The 14,945-nt window shown below is 67.7% G+C and carries 11 protein-coding genes; 4 read left to right on the top strand and 7 right to left on the bottom strand.

The window, feature by feature from the left end; translation table 11 throughout:
* Nucleotide 1: 1 nt before the first annotated feature.
* Both QPK32_RS10765 and QPK32_RS10770 read right to left on the bottom strand, forming a co-directional pair.
* The gene (locus QPK32_RS10765; protein ID WP_290412809.1) at nt 2-1,954 is read right to left on the bottom strand and encodes a phosphatase PAP2 family protein; all 1,953 of its coding nucleotides are present in this window, start codon (nt 1,952-1,954) and stop codon (nt 2-4) included.
* 181 nt (nt 1,955-2,135) lie between these two features.
* Nucleotides 2,136-4,001 (bottom strand): phosphoenolpyruvate carboxykinase (GTP), encoded by a 1,866-nt coding sequence (locus tag QPK32_RS10770; RefSeq protein ID WP_290412810.1) that lies wholly within the window; start codon nt 3,999-4,001, stop codon nt 2,136-2,138.
* A gap of 344 nt (nt 4,002-4,345) precedes the next feature.
* Here QPK32_RS10770 and QPK32_RS10775 point away from each other — a divergent pair, with 344 nt between their 5' ends.
* The gene (locus QPK32_RS10775; protein WP_290412811.1) at nt 4,346-5,335 is read left to right on the top strand and encodes a D-2-hydroxyacid dehydrogenase family protein; all 990 of its coding nucleotides are present in this window, start codon (nt 4,346-4,348) and stop codon (nt 5,333-5,335) included.
* Between the two features lie 114 nt (nt 5,336-5,449).
* Here QPK32_RS10775 and QPK32_RS10780 read toward each other — a convergent pair whose 3' ends face one another.
* A complete protein-coding gene (locus tag QPK32_RS10780) occupies nt 5,450-6,208 on the bottom strand; it encodes an L-asparaginase (RefSeq protein ID WP_290412812.1) in 759 nt (252 codons plus the stop codon).
* A gap of 149 nt (nt 6,209-6,357) precedes the next feature.
* Between QPK32_RS10780 and QPK32_RS10785 the strand changes: the two genes are divergently transcribed.
* Both QPK32_RS10785 and QPK32_RS10790 read left to right on the top strand, forming a co-directional pair.
* Entirely contained in the window at nt 6,358-6,843 is a 486-nt protein-coding gene (locus QPK32_RS10785) for an asparaginase domain-containing protein (protein ID WP_290412813.1), read from the top strand.
* A 90-nt stretch (nt 6,844-6,933) separates the two neighbouring features.
* Nucleotides 6,934-8,562 carry a catalase gene (locus QPK32_RS10790; protein ID WP_290412814.1) on the top strand — a complete coding sequence of 543 codons (1,629 nt, stop codon included), beginning with the start codon at nt 6,934-6,936 and terminating at the stop codon, nt 8,560-8,562.
* A 198-nt stretch (nt 8,563-8,760) separates the two neighbouring features.
* On the opposite strand, the gene QPK32_RS10795 is transcribed toward QPK32_RS10790, so the two are convergent.
* From QPK32_RS10795 to QPK32_RS10805, 3 genes are all read right to left on the bottom strand, one after another.
* Nucleotides 8,761-9,657: a recombination-associated protein RdgC gene (locus QPK32_RS10795; protein WP_290412815.1), complete on the bottom strand. Its 897-nt coding sequence runs from the start codon at nt 9,655-9,657 to the stop codon at nt 8,761-8,763.
* Nucleotides 9,658-9,746: 89 nt separating this feature from the next.
* A complete protein-coding gene (gene dinB, locus QPK32_RS10800) occupies nt 9,747-10,823 on the bottom strand; it encodes a DNA polymerase IV (RefSeq protein ID WP_290412816.1) in 1,077 nt (358 codons plus the stop codon).
* Nucleotides 10,824-11,083: 260 nt separating this feature from the next.
* Nucleotides 11,084-12,109, bottom strand: coding sequence for an aldo/keto reductase (locus tag QPK32_RS10805; protein WP_290412817.1), 1,026 nt, complete (start codon nt 12,107-12,109; stop codon nt 11,084-11,086).
* A gap of 81 nt (nt 12,110-12,190) precedes the next feature.
* Between QPK32_RS10805 and QPK32_RS10810 the strand changes: the two genes are divergently transcribed.
* Complete coding sequence (locus QPK32_RS10810; RefSeq protein ID WP_290412818.1) at nt 12,191-13,159, top strand: AraC family transcriptional regulator; 969 nt, start codon at nt 12,191-12,193, stop codon at nt 13,157-13,159.
* Here the strand turns inward: QPK32_RS10810 and QPK32_RS10815 are convergent.
* Complete coding sequence (locus QPK32_RS10815; RefSeq protein WP_290412819.1) at nt 13,149-14,915, bottom strand: S8 family peptidase; 1,767 nt, start codon at nt 14,913-14,915, stop codon at nt 13,149-13,151. The genes QPK32_RS10810 and QPK32_RS10815 overlap by 11 nt on opposite strands.
* Between the last annotated feature and the right edge of the window lie 30 nt (nt 14,916-14,945).

Genomic DNA, 14,945 nt, shown 5'->3' on the forward strand with positions numbered 1-14,945 from the left:
ATCAGCCGTCGATGCGCACGCTCACGCCGTCGTTGGCGTAGACCGCGGTCGCCTTGTAGCCGTCGGCCACGACGCTCGTGAACACGCCCTTGCGCGCGCCGGCCGTCAGCACGCGGTAGGTGGTGCCTGCGGCCGGCTTGAAGCCGTCGGCGAAGCGCAGGCGCAGCGTGCCGCCCACGATGGTGGCCGTGCCCTTCACCGTCACGGGGCCGGCGCTGGCCGAACCGAGCGTGATGTCCAGCGTGCCCTTGTCGAGCTGGGCATAGTTGCCGCCGATGGCCAGTTGGCCCTTGGCCTTGCTGGCCAGCGTGCCGGCGCTGCCGACGTAGACGTCGCCGCTACCCAGCGCGCCCTCGGCATCCGCTTCCAGCGTGCCGCCGTCGATCTGCGTGCCGCCCGTGAAGCTGTTCTTGCCGTACAGGGCCAGGCGGCCGCTGCCCTTGAGCGTCAGCTTGCCGCTGCCGGAGATGTCGTTGCGCCAGGCGTCCATCGCATAGAAGCCGCCGCGCGCCGCATCCATCGTCACGACGACGTTGCCGTTGAAGGCGCCGTAGCCATCGGCCGCGGCGAACAGGTTCAGGCGGCCCCAGCCTTCCGGATCGTCCAGCACCGGATAGCCGGACGCGATCGCCGTGCTCTTGAGCACCGCGCGGCGCTGGGCGTCGCTCAGGTACGGCAGGCGCGTCTCGAGCAGCACTTCGGCCCCCTTCGGCACGGCCGCCGGCACGTTGGTGGCGCCGATCTGCGGCAGGCCGAAGGTCATGCGGCGGATATAGTTGGCCTTGCTGGTCGCGTAGTCGGCGAAGCGGTCGTTGGCGGCGGTGCCGGACACGGCGTAGGCCGGGAAGGTAGCGGCCGTGGTGTTGGTCAGCTTCATGAGTGTGTCATGCGCCTGGGTCACCGCGGCGGCGCGGGTCGCGCTGCTCGCGGCGAGCAGGTTGGCGGCGGCCACGGCCTGCGCCTGCACGCGGCCGCTGATCACGTCCAGCGGCGAGTGCATGCCGGCCAGGATGCGGCTCTCGCCCAGCTCCAGGCCGCGGCCGACCAGTTGCTGGTAGCGCTCCGGCAGCACGTAGGCCATGGCGACGCCATTGCGGACCGCTTCGGCCGAGTGGCCGCTGGTGAAGCCGCCGTCGGTCGTCGGCGTGGTGCTCTTGGCCGGTTCCAGTTGCGGCACCACCTTCACGGCCGTGCTCCAGCGGTACGGGCGCGCGTACTTGTAGAAGCGCTTGGCCGGCTCCGTCGAGCCGTTGTTGCCCATCGAGTTGATCAGGTCGACGACCTTGCCGAACTCGGCGTTGGCATCGCCGCCGACGCCGTTGTTGTTGCCGCCGTCGTCATACTTGACGGTGGTGGCGTCGGCCGGCACGTCGTTGATCGTGGTGGTCGCGCGCGAGGCGGTGCGCCAGGCGCCCGTCAGCGGGCCCATGCCTTCGGTCACGCTGTAGCCCTTGTTGCGGCGGTCGTCCAGGTAGGCCAGGCGGGCCTGCTCCGGCGTGCGGTTGGCGGTGGCCTTGACGACGTAGTCGATGTTCGCGTTGTGCACGGCGGCGTTGACGACCGTGCCGCCATTGGTGCCGTCGTTCGGCACGCCGGTCCAGCTCGATGCGACCACGGCCGGGAAGCCGTCGACGGCGGGCGCCGTGACGCCGGCGTCGACGATCTCGGTCAGCGGTTTCCAGATGGAGAGCATGCCGCCCAGCACGCGCACGCCGGCATTGGTGGCCAGGGTGGCATAGCGGGCGTCGCCGCGCTGGTTGGTGGCCACCGTGTCGACGAAGGCTGCGACGCTCGGTACCGGCACGTTCTCGACGAAGCCCGGATCGGCCGGCGCCGCCGGCGCGGTGGTGACGGGCGAGATGTCCGTGACATCGTCGCTGCCGCCGCAGGCGGCCAGCATGGCCAGGACGGCGATCGAGACGAGGGTGCGGGCATGAGGGGACGTACGCGGCATTGCGGGCTCCGAAGAATGGATGGTAAAGCCGCGCATTATTCTTTCGCCACATGACGAGCCGATGACATGGCGCCATGAAAAAAGGGACAGGCATGCGCCTGTCCCTCTTCATCAATGCGGCTGCGGTCCATGCCGCAGCCGTCGTCTCCCCACGGTTCTCCCCTGGTCCTTTCTTGCTTTCTTACACGCCCAGGCGCTGTTCCAGCTTCTGCCTGGTGGCCACCAGTTCCTGCGGCAGGCGGTAGGCCAGCTTGTCGAACAGCTCGGCGTGCAATTTGAGCTCTTCGCGCCAGGCGTCCTTGTCGATCGAGGTGATCGTGGCGAACTGCTCGCTGCTGAAGTCGGCACCGGTCCAGTTCAGGTCGCCGTACGACGGGGTGGTGCCGAACATGTGCTCGACGCCGCCGCCCTGGCCCTGGGTGCGGTCCAGGATCCATTTCAGCACGCGCATATTGTCGCCGTAGCCCGGCCAGACGAAGTTGCCGGCGTCGTCGGTGCGGAACCAGTTGACGCAGAAGATCTTCGGCAGCGCCTGCGGGTTGTTGGCCGCCACCTTGCGGCCCAGGTCCAGCCAGTGCTGGAAGTAGTCGCTCATGTTGTAGCCGATGAAGGGCAGCATCGCGTACGGATCGCGGCGCACGACGCCCATCTGGCCGGCGGCGGCAGCCGTCGTTTCCGAGCCCATCGTGGCGGCCATGTAGACGCCTTCGGTCCAGTCGCGCGCCTCGGTCACGAGCGGCACGGTGGTCGAGCGGCGGCCGCCGAAGATGAAGGCGGAGATCGGCACGCCGACCGGATCGTCCCAGGCCGGGTCGATCACGGGGTTCTGGGTGGCGGCGACGGTGAAGCGCGCATTCGGGTGCGCGGCCTTGGTGCCGGAGGCCGGCGTCCAGTCCTTGCCCTGCCAGTCGATCAGGTGGGCCGGCGGCTCCTTCGTCATGCCTTCCCACCAGACGTCGCCGTCGTCCGTCAGCGCGACGTTGGTGAAGATGACGTTCTCGCGCAGCGAGGCCATGCAGTTGGGGTTGGTCTTGTCGTTGGTGCCCGGGGCGACGCCGAAATAGCCCGCTTCCGGGTTGATGGCGACCAGGCGGCCGTCCGGGCCCGGCTTGATCCAGGCGATGTCGTCGCCGATGGTCGTGACCTTCCAGCCTTCGAAGCCGGCGGGCGGGATCAGCATGGCGAAATTGGTCTTGCCGCAGGCCGACGGGAACGCGGCCGCCACGTATTGCTTGTCGCCCCGGGGCGACTCCACGCCCAGGATCAGCATGTGCTCGGCCAGCCAGCCCGTGCCGCCCTGCTGCGCGTCCTGGTAGCCCATGTTCGAGGCGATGCGCAGCGCGAAGCACTTCTTGCCCAGCAGCGCATTGCCGCCGTAGCCCGAGCCGAACGACCAGATCTCGCGGGTTTCCGGGTAGTGCACGATGTACTTGGTGGCGTTGCAGGGCCAGCGCACGTCCTGCTGGCCGGCCTGCAGGGGCATGCCGACGCTGTGCACGCAGGGCACGAATTCGCCGTCCGTGCCCAGCACGTCGTACACGGCGCGGCCCATGCGCGTCATGATGCGCATGTTGACGGCCACGTAGGGAGAGTCGGACAGCTCGACGCCGATGTGGGCGATCGGCGAGCCCAGCGGGCCCATCGAGAACGGCACCACGTACAGGGTGCGGCCGGCCATGCAGCCGTCGAACAGGCCGTGCAGGGTCTGGCGCATCTCGGCCGGGTCCACCCAGTTGTTGGTGGGGCCGGCCTGTTCCTTCGTGCTCGAGCAGATGAAGGTGCGGTCCTCGACGCGCGCCACGTCGCTCGGATCGGAGCAGGCCAGGTAGGAGTTCGGGCGCTTTTCGGGATTGAGCCGCTTCATCGTGCCGGCCTCGACCATCTGCGCGCACAGGCGGTCGTATTCTTCCTGCGAGCCGTCGCACCAGTAAATGGCGTCGGGCTTGGTCAGGGCGGCGATTTCCGCCACCCAATGGATGAGCCGATCGTGCTTGATGTAAGCTGGGACGTTCAGTGCGGCGGCGCCGCCCATCACGGGCTGGTTCATAGGTCTACCTCCATGCCAATAGAAATCTCTGTCTTGTCCCGTCTCGGCAGGATCGTCGTCATGATGGCCTGGTGGTCTGGCGCTACGGCGGTCTTGTCGCCAGCCCGGGCACCTGCGTTGCGGTGCAATCGATGGGGCTGAGGGAACGCATGAATGCCCTTGAATGATGTCATTCAGACATCGCGGGTTTTTATGTCTGGTCGATTCTACACCCGCACAAATGCGTTTCAAATGCTTCAACAACAAAAATGTAGGAATTTTGGTTGAGTAATGTAGTAGGTTAATTTCTTGAGTTTAAATCCTGTCATTTCATTACGTTCTTACCCGCAAAACACTCTATTTTCATGAAAATTGCCATCCTCGACGATTACCAGGACGCCGTCCGCGGCCTCGATTGCTTCCATCTGCTGGACGGCCACGAGGTCAAGATCTTCCACCACTCCACCCGCGGGCTGGGCCAGCTGGCGATCCGGCTGGCCCCGTTCGACGCCCTCGTGCTGATCCGCGAGCGCACCGCCTTCCCGCGCGCGCTGCTGGCGAAACTGCCGAACCTGAAGCTGATCTCGCAGACGGGCAAGGTCTCCGGCCACGTGGACGTGGCGGCCGCGACCGAACACGGCATCGCCATCGCGGAAGGCACCGGCTCGCCGGTCGCGCCCGCCGAGCTGGCCTGGGCGCTGGTCATGGCGGCCAGCCGCAAGATCGTCCCCTACGCCAACAACCTCAAGGACGGCCTGTGGCAGACGGCCTCCATCAATCCGGAGCTCAACGGCCTGGGCCGTACGCTGAAGGGGCGCGCGCTGGGCATCTGGGGCTACGGCAAGATCGGCCGCATGGTGGCCGGCTACGGCCGCGCCTTCGGCATGCAGGTGATGGTGTGGGGCAGCGACGCCAGCCGCGCGGCGGCCGTGGCCGACGGCAACCAGGCGGCACCTTCGCGCGAGGCGTTCTTCGAACAGGCCGACGTGCTGAGCCTGCACCTGCGCCTGAACGATGCCACGCGCGGCATCGTCACGGGCGAGGACCTGGGACGGATGAAGCGCGACGCGCTGTTGGTGAACACCAGCCGCGCGGAACTGGTGGAAGACGGGGCGCTGGAAGCGGCGCTGCGCAAGGGCCGCCCGGGATACGCGGCGCTGGACGTGTTCACCAGCGAACCGCTGGCGGAGGATGCGCCGCTGTTGAAGATTCCGACGGTGCTGGCGACGCCGCACCTGGGGTATGTGGAGAAGGACAGCTACGAGATGTACTTCGGCAAGGCGTTCGAGAACATCGTGGATTTCGCGAATGGGAATCCGAGCAATATCCTGAATCCGGAAGCGTTGAAGGGGTGATGCGCATGCCGGTTGGACGCGTGGACGGGAGACCCGTCCACCCTACGGCTCCGTTCAACGCCGGGTCAACACCGGGGTCAGAGCCCCTTGAAAAGCAACACCGGGCTCTGACCCCTAACGCAACTCCGGCTCGCCCGTGAAATTCGGTTTCTGCGCCGGCATCGCGTGCTTGCGCAGCCACAGCCCCGGCCAGCCCGGCGGCCATTCGATGACAGGTCCGGCATAGGCGGGCAGGCCGGCGCGCACGGGCACCACCGGCACCGGCGGCATCTCGACCAGGCCGCCGCCCTGGGGAGCGGGTGCCATGTCGAAGGAATACATATAGCCCGGCAGCAGCGCATCGCACACGCCGGCGAACCACGCCGTGTGGTCTTCGTCGCGGCCGAGCGCGCGGGCCAGGCCCTCGGGGTCGAACTTGGCCAGCGCGTGCACGAGTTCGTCGGTGGTGGCGCCGGGCGCATCGCCCCAGCCCATCACGGGATTGTTGTTGTAGTCGGCGCCCGAGCCGTACCAGCCTTCGCGCCAGGGCCGCTGCATCCAGTCGCGCTGGCCGGCGAACAGGTGCCAGCGCCAGTGCAGGCCCGAGGGCTTGGGCCATGCGTGCAGATACAGCTTTTCGTAGCCGGCCTGGTGCAGCGCGCGCACCATGGCCATCAGGCGCGCGTGCGGCATGCGGTCCGGCGGCGAGCGGCGGAACAGGATGGGCTCGCCGTCCGCATGCTGGACTTCATCGGTCGACAGGTTGAGGTCGAGCGTGCGCGACTCGTTGCCGAAGCGCGCGGAAATCCACCCGGTCAGGAGGTTGACGTGGGTGATGACGCCATAGCCGCGATGGCGGTGGAAGATCACGGTTCCAGGTGCGACGGGTTTCATTGAGGAAGCGGGCTCGGGCCCGGAAAGAGATCAAACAAAGGGATCAGTGTACTCATCCGATCCTGAAGATTCTAGCGCAGTCACATGTGGATACACTACCGTTTGCAGCTATCATTACCCACCTTTTTTTACCGAGTTTTCAAAACATCATGACTCTGCGGATCATCGCCACCGGCGGCACTTTCGACAAACACTACAACGAACTGAACGGCGTTCTGGGCTTTGCCGACAGCCACCTGCCGGAAGTCATCGCGCGTACGCGCATGACCATTCCCGTCGCGCTGGAAGTGGTGTCCCTGCTCGACTCGCTCGACATGCAGGACGCCGACCGCCAGAAGGTGCTGGCCGCCTGCCAGGCCGCCAGCGAGAAGGCCATCGTGATCGTGCACGGCACCGACACCATGCGCGAAACGGCCGAGGTGCTGGGCACGGTCGCCACCGACAAGACCATCGTGTTCACGGGCGCCATGATCCCCTACGAGATCGCCAACTCGGACGCGCTGTTCAACTTCGGCTTCGCCTGCGGCGTGGCCCAGACGCTGCCGGCCGGCGTCTACGTGGCGATGAACGGCAAGGTGTTCAGCTGGGACAACGTCACCAAGAACCGGGCGGCGGGCGTGTTCCAGGCGCTCTGACAATGCAAGTTGCCTGAGGGCTGGCGGGCGCTGCGCGTTCCAGCCGCTTCCTATAATGGTTCTCCCCCCACATTTGCAGGAGGAAGAACGATGGATGAGCAGCGACCCACGTTGACCACCCGCCAGGGCCACCCCGTGCGCGACAACCAGTCCTTGCGCTCGGTCGGCGAACGCGGCCCGGCAACCCTCGAGAACTACCAGTTCATCGAAAAGATCACCCACTTCGACCGCGAACGCATCCCCGAACGCGTGGTGCATGCGCGCGGCACCGGCGCCCACGGCTATTTCGAGGCCTACGGCAAGATCGGCAACGAACCGGCCAGCAAGTACACGCGCGCCCGCGTCCTGAACGAGACCGGCGTGCAGACGCCCGTGTTCGTCCGTTTCTCGACCGTGATCGGCGCCAAGGAGTCTCCCGAGACGGCACGCGACCCGCGCGGCTTCGCCGTCAAGCTGAAGACCGTGGAGGGCAACTGGGACCTCGTCGGCAACAACCTGAAGGTGTTCTTCATCCGCGACGCCATCAAGTTCCCGGACATGATCCACGCCTTCAAGCCGGACCCCGTCACCAACCAGCAGGAACCGTGGCGCTTCTACGATTTCATCGCGAACCACCCGGAATCGCTGCACATGGTCACCTGGGTCAAGAGCCCGTGGGGCATCCCGGCCAACTACCGCGAGATGGAAGGCTCGGGCGTCAACACCTATAAACTGGTGAACGACCAGGGCGTCGCCCACCTGGTGAAATTCCACTGGCAGCCCAGGCAGGGCGTGCGCAACCTCACGGCCGGCCAGGCCGCCGAGATCCAGGGCCGGGACACCAGCCACGCCACGCGCGACCTGTACGACGCCATCGAGCGCGGCGACTTCCCGGAGTGGGAATTCTGCGTGCAGATCATGGCCGACGGCGAGCATCCGGAACTCGACTTCGACCCGCTGGACGATACCAAGCGCTGGCCGGAAGACCGGTTCCCGCTGCTGCCCCTGGGCCGCATGGTGCTGAACAAGAACCCGGACAATGTGTTCGCCGAGACCGAGCAGTCGGCCTTCGGCACCGGCGTGCTGGTCGACGGCATCGACTTCTCGGACGACAAGATGCTGCAGGGCCGCACGCTGTCCTACTCGGACACGCAGCGCTACCGCGTCGGTCCCAACTACCTGCAATTGCCGATCAATGCGCCGCAGGAGCAGGCCCGCGCCCGCACCAACCAGCGCGACGCCCAGATGGCCTATTACGTCGACGATGGCGGCGAAAACAAGCACCTGAACTACGAACCGAGCCTGATCGGCGGCCTGCAGGAAGCACCGCAGCCGAAGAAGGATTACCACCAGTACGTGCAGGGCCACCTGGGCCGCTACCAGACGACGAGCACGGCGGCCGACTACAAGCAGGCCGGCGACCGCTACCGCAGCTTCGCCGACTGGGAGCGCGACGACCTCGTCGCCAACGTCGGCGGCGACCTCAAGAAATGCCCGGAAGTGATCCAGCTGCGCATGGTCTGGCACCTGTGGCACTGCGACGAGGACTACGGCCGCCGCGTGGCCGAAGTTGCCGGCATCGACCTGGACAAGGCGAAGGCCCTGCCCCCGCTGCCGGGCAAGCCGGCCCCGCACGAGAACCGCCAGGGATCGACCTACACGAGCGGCCAGGCGGAAGCGGGAGATGGCGCGGGCGGCGTGAAGGAGCCGTCGACGACCGAGGAAGTCGCGGCGAAGTGATGGCGTAGCGTGAAATGAAAACGGCCCGGACAATCATCCGGGCCGTTTTCGTAACACCGTCGTCGCCACGTAGGGTGGACGGGTCTCCCGCCCACGCGTTCAACGCACATCAGCCCCGGCGCAAGCGTGGCTGACATGCGCGTCAACGCAAACGCGGTTTGAACGCGTGGACGGCGCAGCCGTCCACCCTACGCCTGATTACGCCTTGGCTTCGCCGCCCAGCGCCTCCACCAGGTCCGCAAGCATCTTGGCCAGCTCGCCCGTCATCAGCATGATGTCGTTGTCGAAGCGCTCGTCGTCGCTGTAGGTGATAGTCTCGTTTTCCTTGATCACGTCGAGCGGCTTGATGCCCTTGACGGCCAGTTGCTCGGTCAGCACCAGCGAGATACGGCTGTTCCAGGTCAGCGCCAAGCGCGTGCACTGCTTGCCGGCGGCGATGTGGCGGCGGATGTCTTCCGGATCCAGCGAGTGCTTTACGTAGCGCACGGCGGCCTTGCTCTCGCCGGTGGCGCGCAGCTCGGTGTCCTGGTCGATGGTGAAGTTGTACGGCGCCTCGTCCGATTCCAGCCAGCCCGTCATGACGGCCACCGGCGAGCTCTGCACGCGCAGCGATTCCAGCGGCAGCTTGTCGACGGCCTTCAGCAGCAGCTTGATGACGTCGTCGGCCTTGTTCGGGCTGGCGGCATCGACGATCAGCCAGCCGTTGACCGGGTCGATCCAGGTCCAGACGTTGCTGCGGATCGAGAAGGCGCGCGGCAGCAGTTCGTCGGCCACGCGTTCCTTCAATTCCTTCATCGCCTTCTTACCCGGCGGGAAACCTTGCTGTTCTTCCAGTTCGGCGGCCTTGGCCTTGGCGACCTGGTTGATCACCGAGCTCGGCAGCAGCTTCTTTTCCGTGCCCAGCATCATCAGCATCTGCTTGTTGACCACGTGGACCAGCTTGCCGTTGCCGCGCGGCGAATCCCAGCCCTGGCGCAGCAATTCATTGCTGCTGGCCGGCGTGAACGCCTGCGATTGCAGCGCTTCTTCCATCTGTTCGGGGGTGTACGCCCAGTTCTGGGGGAGACGGTAAATCTGCAGGTTCTTGAACCACATAAGGTTGCTCTCAGTTATCTCGGTATTTCAAAGGAACGACATTCTACACGCTGCTTAGCAGCAATTTTCATATCGCCGGGAAGGGTTTTTCAGTGTGTTGCGAGTTCGTCAAACAGGCGCAATTGTTCGACCTGTTCGCTGTCCGCCAGGCGCACGCCCACGCCCAGCAGGCGCACGGGACGGCTGGCGCGCTGCCACCCCGTCTCCATCAGGTGGCGGTAGGTCTCCAGGTTCGGCGCATGGCCGACGCATTCGACCGTGGTCTGCTGGAAGTCGGAAAACTTGATCTTGACGAACAGCTTGTTGATGAATTTTTCGGCACCGTTGCGCTTGATGCGTCCCGCCAGGTGCTCCATCAATTCGGGCAGCAGCGCCAGGCAGGCCGGCAGGTCCGGCACGTCCGGCGTATAGGTTTCCTCGGTGCTGATCGATTTGCGTTCGCGCACCGGATTCACGTCGCGTTCGTCGATGCCGCGGCACAGGCTGTACAGGCGCGCACCGAACGACCCGAAATGCTGCTGCAGCTTGTCCATGCTCCAGTCGCGCAGGTCGCCGCAGGTCTGGGCGCCCAGGCGGTTCAGCTTGGCCGCCGTGACCTTGCCCACGCCGAACAGCTTCTTCACGGGCAGCGCGGCCACGAAGGCATCCACCTCGTCGGGCCGCACGAGGAACAGCCCGTCCGGCTTGTTCCAGTCGCTGGCGATCTTGGCCACGAACTTGTTCGGCGCCACCCCGGCCGAGGCCGTGATGCCGACGGTCTCGTGGATGCGGCGGCGGATTTCCTGGGCGATCAGCGTCGCGCTGCCCTTGCAGTGGGGAGAGTTGGTGACGTCGAGGTAGGCCTCGTCCAGCGACAGCGGCTCGACGAGTTCCGTGTAGTCGCGGTAGATCTCCATGATCTGGCGCGAGGCGGTCCGGTACTTCTCCATGTTCGGCGGGATCAGCAGGAGGTCCGGGCACAGCTTGACGGCGGTGGCGGTGGCCATCGCCGAATGGATGCCGAAGCGGCGCGCCTCGTAGTTGCAGGTGGCGATGACGCCGCGCTGGTCCGGCCGGCCGCCGACGGCCAGCGGCCGGCCGCGCAACGACGGGTCGTCGCGCATCTCGACGGATGCGTAGAAACAATCGCAATCGCAGTGGATGATCTTGCGGACAGGGGCGTTCACTCTGGCGCTCGCCCCGGCGCCGGGACGACTACTGTTATTGCATACAGTATCTCCCGGATCGGCCCCACCGCGCAAGTCCGGCAGGCTTAGAGCCTATCCCAGTAGGCGGAGGGAAGTTGATGGCGACATGCGCGTAGGCGATGCATGGGAAGTGCGGGCAAGGCGCGAGGAGGCCGCGTGGCTAGCCACGCAACGACGAGCAACGCCGCCCGCGCTTTCCAGGCGCGCCAGCAACGACCTCCGCCTACCGGGATAGGCTCTTAGCCGAGGAAGCGTTCGCGCTGCGCGTTGGTTGCCGCCTGCACCCATCCCGGGTAGGCGCGCGGAAGCGCGGTGGCGCGATCCAGGTCCGCCAGGTCGTCCGGCGTCAGCTGCAGGTCCAGCGCTTGCAGGTTGTCCTGCAGCTGCTCCACGCGGCGCGCGCCGACGATCGCGCAGGTGACGCCTTCCTGCGCCAGCACCCAGGCCAGCGCCACCCGCGCCGCGCTCACGCCGTGGCGTTCGGCCACCGGCGCCAGCGCCTCGATGACGCGGTAGCCGTGTTCCGCCTCGATCGGCGGGAAGTCGATGTGGGCACGGCGCGAACCCGGGTCGGCGCCGCCGGCGCGGCTGATCTTCCCGGACAGCAGGCCGCCCGCGAGGGGGCTCCAGGCCATCAGGCCCAGGCCGGCGTCGCGCGCCAGCGGCAGGATTTCGCGCTCGATGTCGCGCACGGCCAGCGAATAGCAGGCCTGCATCGACACGTAGGCGGACCAGCCGTGCAGCGCCGACAGGCCCAGGGCCTTGGCCACCTGCCAGGCGGCCAGGTTCGAGCAGCCGATGTAGCGGATCTTGCCGGCGCGGACGGCGTCGTCGAGGGCGCGCAGCGTCTCTTCCATCGGCGTGAGGCCGTCGACATTGTGGATCTGGTACAGGTCCACGTGGTCCGTGCGCAGGCGCTTCAGGCTGGCGTCCAGCGCGCGCAGCGTGTACAGGCGCGACTGGCCGGCATCGTTCGGACCCTTGCCCATCGGCGCATGGTATTTCGTGGCCAGCACGACGTCGTCGCGGCGGCCCTGCAGTACCTCGCCGAGCAGGCTTTCCGATTCGCCGTTCGCGTACACGTCGGCCGTGTCGATGAAGTTGATGCCGGCGTCCAGCGCCGTGCCGACCAGGCGGTCCGTGTCCGCCAGCGAGAGGCCGCCGACCTTGTCGTAGGGCGGTGTCGCCGCGCCGCCGAAGGTCATGGCCCCCAGGCACAGGCGTGATACGATGAGGCCGGTCTTTCCGAGTCGTCGGTATTGCATGGTGGGTTTCTCTCCTGTGATCCGATGACGACAGTCTAGAAGCCGCGGCCCCACCCCACCATGCTCCACGATCCACAAGCAATGCGCGCGCGTCCAGCGCCGGCCGAGGTCCCCGTCGGCGATCCCTTGTCCGACGTCCTCGCGCTGCTGCAGATCCGCGACGGCACCTCGCTGCGCATCGCCGCCGGCGGCGCGTGGGCGCTGCGCCTGCCCTCGTATTCCTACTTGAAGTTCATCGCCCAGGTCGAGGGCCGCCAGTGGATCCGCGTGGACGGCGGCGACACTGCCATCTGCCTGGAGCCGGGCGACTGCCTCGTCATGCATGGCGGACGCCCGTTCGTGGTGGCGAGCGACCTGGCGCTGGCCCCCGTCGACGGCGTCGCGCACTTCGCCGCCGCCATGGACCGGGCCAGCGGCAGCGTGCGCTGGGGAGAAGGCGCGCCGGACATGGTGGCCGTGGCCGGCCGTTTCGAGATCGCGCCGGGACAGCGCGCCTTGCTGGACGAGATCCTGCCGCCCGAGCTGCACATCCGCGCCGCCTCGCGCGCGGCGCCGGCGCTGCGCGCCCTGCTCGAACTGTTCCGCGACGAAGCGCAGGCCGGCGCGCCAGGGCAGCGCGCGGTGACGGCGGGCCTTGCGCGCATCGCGCTCGTGCAGGCGCTGCGCGCCCATGGCGAAGGGCCTGCGGCGGACGGCTGGCTGGGCGCCCTGGCCGACCCCAGGATCGGCCCCGTGCTGCGCGCGCTGCACGGTGACCCGGCACGGCGCTGGACGCTGCCCGAGCTGGCGCGCGCCGGCGGCATGTCGCGCTCGGCGCTGGCGCTGCGCTTCAAGGCCCTGGTCGGCAGCGCCCCGCTGCACTACCTGCAGCAATGGCGCATGCGGCTGGCGCGCCAGGCCCTGGTGCAGGGGAGCGAGCCGGTAGCCACGCTGGCGTACCGGCTCGGCTATGCGTCGGAGAGCGCGTTCAGCGCGGCCTTCAAGAAAAGCACGGGCCTGGCGCCCGGGCAGTTCCGGCAGCAAGGCACGGCGACCGGGCTTACCAGGTGAACTTCAACGTGTACTTGCCCACCGCGCCCGCGTGGTAGCGCACGCGCACGTAGTGCGCCTGCGTCGCCGCCGCCGTGTTGGCCGTCGACAGCGCGTCCGCCACGCCCAGGCCGTTGGTGCTGGTGGCCTGCTGGGTGCCGGCGGCGTTGTAGGCGTACAGGTCGAAGTCCGAACCGGCGGCAGGCGTCAGCGTCGCCGTCAGCGTCTTGCCGGCCGGGACCTGGACCACGAAGTAATCGTTGTCGTTGGTCGCCGCGACGGTGCCGTTGACGACCGTGCCGCTCACCGTCACCGCGTTCGCCGCCGGGATCGTGTTGTTCGACTCCGTCTCGTTCTGCGCGGGCACGGCGGCCGTCGCCGCCGGCAGGGCCACGCTCAAGGCCGCCGCCGCGTCGACGATGCCGCGTCCGCAACCCGTGCACGTGGCCGGGAAGGCGCGCGCGCTCGACTTCAGCTTCGCCTCGACCTCGTCCGGGGTCAGGGACGGATTCGCCGACAGCATCAGCGCGGCCACGCCGGCCACGTGCGGCGCCGCCATCGAGGTGCCCATGTAGGTGGCGTAGCTGTCGCCGGCCGGCGTGGTGGTGCCCGCGTTCAGCGTCGACAGGATGCCGGCGCCATTGTCCCCGCCCGGTGCCGCCACGTCGACCACGTTGCCGTAGTTCGAGTAGGACGCGCGGCCGCCATTGCGGTTGACGGCCGCCACCGCGATCACGCCGCTGCAGTTGGCCGGGTTCGAATTGGCGGCGTCGACGTTCGCATTGCCCGCCGCGACCACCACGACGGCGCCGCGCGAACGGGCGCTGTCGATGGCGCGCTGGGTGGTGGTGTCGCAGGTGCCGCTGCCGCCCAGCGACAGGTTCAGCACGCGTGCCTTGTTGGCGTTGGCCGGCACGCCCGTGACGGTGCCGCCCGAGGACCAGACGATGGCGTCGGCGATGTCCGAGGTATAGCCGCCACAGCGGCCCAGCACGCGCACGGGCACGACCTTCGCGTTGTAGGCGACGCCGGCGATGCCGCTGCCGTTGTTCGTCTTCGCCGCGATGGTGCCGGCGACGTGGGTGCCGTGCCAGCTCGACGTCGAGTCCTGGGCCGGCACGCCGGCCGCGCAGCTGCCCGCCGGCGCCCAGTCGCCCGGGTCGCTGGCATCGGCATCGCGGCCGCCGCCGTCGTTGGCGATGACGCCCGTGGTGATGAAATCGTAGCCCGGCAGGACCTGGCCGGCCAGGTCGGCGTGGGGGCGGTAGCCGGTGTCGATCACGGCCACGTTGATGCCACTGCCGGTGGCCTTGTTCCAGGCGGCCGGCGCGTTGATGCCGCCCCTGGCCTCGAACAGGTCCCATTGCTCGCCGTAGCGCGCGTCGTTGGGAACGGCCAGCGGCACCATGATGCGGTCCGGCTCCGCGTAGTCGACGTCCGGGTCGCGCGCCATCAGCTCGGCCGCGAGCTTGCGCGCCTCGTCCAGCGCCATCACGCGGTTCAGCTGCATCACGTTGGCGCCGCCGGCGGTGGCGCGCAGCGCGCGCAGCGTGGCGCCGTACTGCTGGCCGGCACGGTCGATCAGGGCCTGGCGCACGCGGTCGGGCACGCGCATGGGCTGCGCGCCCTTCGCATTGTCGGCGGCGTCCTTGTACTTGACGATCAGGCGGTCGGTCTGGGCGATGAACTTCGTGTCCTGGGCATGGGCGGCCAGCGGCCCGAAGGCGAACAGTGCGGCGGCGAGGAACGAGGTCTTCATCATGCTGTGCTGCGTCATGCGGTGCTCTCCATCGTTTAAGCGAACTGG

The sequence above is a fragment of the Massilia sp. YIM B02763 genome, from assembly GCF_030412015.1.
Classification (GTDB): Bacteria; Pseudomonadota; Gammaproteobacteria; order Burkholderiales; family Burkholderiaceae_D; genus Telluria.

What these genes read in the sequence shown, in the direction of transcription:
- QPK32_RS10765 (WP_290412809.1), bottom strand. Translation starts at nt 1,954, where the DNA reads ATGCCGCGTACGTCCCCTCATGCCCGCACCCTCGTCTCGATCGCCGTC.
- QPK32_RS10770 (WP_290412810.1), bottom strand. Translation starts at nt 4,001, where the DNA reads ATGAACCAGCCCGTGATGGGCGGCGCCGCCGCACTGAACGTCCCAGCT.
- QPK32_RS10775 (WP_290412811.1), top strand. Translation starts at nt 4,346, where the DNA reads ATGAAAATTGCCATCCTCGACGATTACCAGGACGCCGTCCGCGGCCTC.
- QPK32_RS10780 (WP_290412812.1), bottom strand. Translation starts at nt 6,208, where the DNA reads ATGAAACCCGTCGCACCTGGAACCGTGATCTTCCACCGCCATCGCGGC.
- QPK32_RS10785 (WP_290412813.1), top strand. Translation starts at nt 6,358, where the DNA reads ATGACTCTGCGGATCATCGCCACCGGCGGCACTTTCGACAAACACTAC.
- QPK32_RS10790 (WP_290412814.1), top strand. Translation starts at nt 6,934, where the DNA reads ATGGATGAGCAGCGACCCACGTTGACCACCCGCCAGGGCCACCCCGTG.
- QPK32_RS10795 (WP_290412815.1), bottom strand. Translation starts at nt 9,657, where the DNA reads ATGTGGTTCAAGAACCTGCAGATTTACCGTCTCCCCCAGAACTGGGCG.
- QPK32_RS10805 (WP_290412817.1), bottom strand. Translation starts at nt 12,109, where the DNA reads ATGCAATACCGACGACTCGGAAAGACCGGCCTCATCGTATCACGCCTG.
- QPK32_RS10810 (WP_290412818.1), top strand. Translation starts at nt 12,191, where the DNA reads ATGCGCGCGCGTCCAGCGCCGGCCGAGGTCCCCGTCGGCGATCCCTTG.
- QPK32_RS10815 (WP_290412819.1), bottom strand. Translation starts at nt 14,915, where the DNA reads ATGACGCAGCACAGCATGATGAAGACCTCGTTCCTCGCCGCCGCACTG.